The sequence below is a fragment of the Cellulomonas hominis genome (assembly GCF_005239125.1).
In the GTDB taxonomy this organism is placed as follows: Bacteria; Actinomycetota; Actinomycetes; order Actinomycetales; family Cellulomonadaceae; genus Cellulomonas; species Cellulomonas hominis_A.
Window position 1 is genome coordinate 1 of the sequence record NZ_SZYE01000299.1, and the last position, 2,657, is coordinate 2,657.

Annotated in this window: 3 protein-coding genes; all 3 read right to left on the bottom strand. The window is 76.2% G+C overall.

Annotation, left to right across the window (positions count from 1 at the left end; all coding sequences use genetic code 11):
• Window positions 1-3: 3 nt before the first annotated feature.
• Window positions 4-1,332: an MFS transporter gene (locus tag FA014_RS19080; protein ID WP_154731186.1), complete on the bottom strand. Its 1,329-nt coding sequence runs from the start codon at window positions 1,330-1,332 to the stop codon at window positions 4-6.
• A 40-nt stretch (window positions 1,333-1,372) separates the two neighbouring features.
• Window positions 1,373-2,251, bottom strand: coding sequence for a hypothetical protein (locus FA014_RS19085; RefSeq protein WP_154731187.1), 879 nt, complete (start codon window positions 2,249-2,251; stop codon window positions 1,373-1,375).
• The coding region (locus tag FA014_RS20345) for a hypothetical protein (RefSeq protein ID WP_195969388.1) at window positions 2,248-2,657 on the bottom strand (410 nt) is incomplete at its 5' end. The genes FA014_RS19085 and FA014_RS20345, both read right to left, overlap by 4 nt.

Here is a 2,657-nt window from a genome sequence, read left to right on the forward strand (position 1 = left end):
GCGTCAGTGCGCGTGCGTCCCGCCGCCCGGGCCCGCGACGTCCCGCGCGGCCCCGGGGTCGGCCGCCGCGGCCTCGGCCGCCTCGTCCGCCGCGAGCGGCTCGGTGGCCTCGTCGGTGTGCGCGACGTGCCGGAGCTGGCCCCAGATGAGCACGACGAACAGGGCCGAGCCCGCGAACGCGAACCAGAACGGCGCCGTCACGCCCCACCGCTCCGCGAGCAGCCCGCCGACCGCCGACCCGACGACGAGGCCGCCGAAGACGCCGACGGTGTTGACGCTGCCGACCCGCCCCTGCAGGGCCGGCGGCACCGCCCGCTGCCGGACGCTGACCGACGTCGTGCCCCAGACGAACGCGTGCGCGCCGAACAGGAAGAAGATCACGACGGCGACCCAGGCCTGCCGGGTCAGCGCGAGCCCCAGGTGCGTCAGCGTCTCCAGGATCAGCCCGATGCGCATGAGGTTCCCGAGGGACACCCGCCGGGTGATCCAGCCGTAGGCGGCGCCGCCGGCCAGCCCGCCGCAGGCGCTGACCGTGGTGAGCAGGCCGTAGCCGATCTCGCCGAGCCCGAGCCGCCGCGTCGCGTAGAGCACGAGCACCGACCACGCGGCGCCGAACGTGATGTTGAAGATGAAGATGGTCAGCACCAGGGTGCGGACCGCGGCGTGCCGCACGGTCCACCGGAAGCCCTCGGCGATGTCGCGGCCGAGGTGGCTGCGCGTGCCCGGCTCCCGCGGGTGCGCCGGGAGGGCGATGCGCGCGACCAGCAGCGCCGCCGCCGCGACCACGACCGCCTGGGTGGCGAACGGCCACAGCCACCCCGCGGCGAACAGCGCGGCCCCGAGCGGCGGCCCGGCCAGCTGGTTGACCGTGATGAACCCGACCTGGAGCCGGGAGTTCGCGAGGGCCAGGTCGTCCCGCGCGACCAGCATCGGCAGGAAGGTCTGCGCGGCGTTGTCGGCGAACACCTCCGCGGTGCCGAGCAGGAACAGCGCGCCGAGCACCAGGGCGATCGTGACGTGCCCGGACGCGAGCGTGCCGGCGAGCGCCGCGAGCACCACGGCCCGGACGACGTTGACCACCAGCACGATCCGGCGCCGGTCCCACCGGTCGGCCAGGGCGCCGGCGAGCAGCCCGAACAGCAGCGGGGGCAGCCACTGCAGCGTGGCGGCGAGCGCGACCAGCCGGGCGTCCCGGGTGAGCGACGCGACGAGCAGCGGCCCGGCCGCGATGGCGATGCCGTCCGCGAGGTTGCTGGTCCACGAGGAGGCGATGAGCCATCGGAACGGGACCCCCAGCCGGGCGGGCAGGACGGTCTGGACGAGGCGGCTCACAAGGGCGAGATGCTAGTGCCGCGCGCGGGCGCCAGCGGGGTCACCCCGCCAGCGCGTCGAGGACCGTCGCCGCGACGCGGGCGTCCGCGAGGTACCCGGAGATGCCGTGCTGGTTGGCGGTCGGGTTGTCGACCTTGCCGTAGTCGTCGATCCGGTCCACCGGGAACCACGGCGCGGTGAGCGGGTGCAGGGCGACCAGGTCCTCCGGGTCGTAGGCGTTGAACCAGGCGCCCACGGGACCCGGCCAGGACACCGGGCGCAGCGTGCGGCTGATGTTCGTCACGCCCAGCGGCGAACCGAGGGTGACCAGGAGCGGCACGTCCCACCCGCGCGGACCGGCCTCGCGGCGCAGCAGGTCGTACGCGACGACGGTGCCGAGGGAGTGCGACACGACGACCGCGCCCTCGGTGCCGTCGAGCGCCTGCCGCACGCCGTCCTCGATGGTGTCCCGGACGCGCACGTTGTGCAGGTACTGGTAGACGTCCCGGGTGGCGAGCGCGATGGACCAGGCGCTGACGTTGGGCAGCCGGTCGAGCGCCGTGAGGGTCGCCCGCACCCAGCGCCAGTTCATCGGCCCGCGCTCGAGCGCGGCGTCGGCGCCCGCCTCCCGGGCCGCGTCCTCGGACACCCCCGCCCGCTCGGCGATCTCCAGCAGCGCCTCCCGGACGAACAGCGTCTCGGCGTCGGGGCCGGCGTCGGCCCCGCGGACGACGACCTCCGCGGCGTGCTCCGCGTCGCCCGCGACCAGGTCGAACAGGGTCTGGCCGTAGTACGGCAGCCGGACCTGGTCGTCGGGGAGGTGGAGGGGCCTCCCGGCGTGGTGCGCCCCCTCGTCGAGCGCGGCCAGCCACTCCTGCTTCACGGCGAGCGGGTCCCGGTGCTCCTGGGCCCGGCCGTGCACCAGCACGAGCGTCCTCATGGCTCCTCCTCGGGGTGCGGCGGGTCGGGCGTGGGCGCCGCGGCGGCGACCTCGGCGACGCGGTGGGCGTTCTCGGCGGCGAACAGGGTCCAGTGCGACGGGAGCCGCGCCGGGAACGACAGCGCGTGGTCCCGGACCGCGGGCGGCGCGGCGGCGAGCAGCGGCCAGCCGCGGGACAGCAGGGGCACCGGCGTGAGGAGCCCGGTCCAGTCGACCGGGCGGTCGTCGCGCCCCGGGTCCGGGCCGGAGGCCAGCAGGACGACGTCGAACAGCCGCGCGCCCGGCGACCCCGCGCGGGCGAGGCCCGAGTCCGACGGTCCCGCGTTCGAGGTCCACCTGGACCCACCCGCACCGGTGCTGCCGACCCCGCGCAGAGGGTCGGACTGGCTCGTGACCACCACCCGAC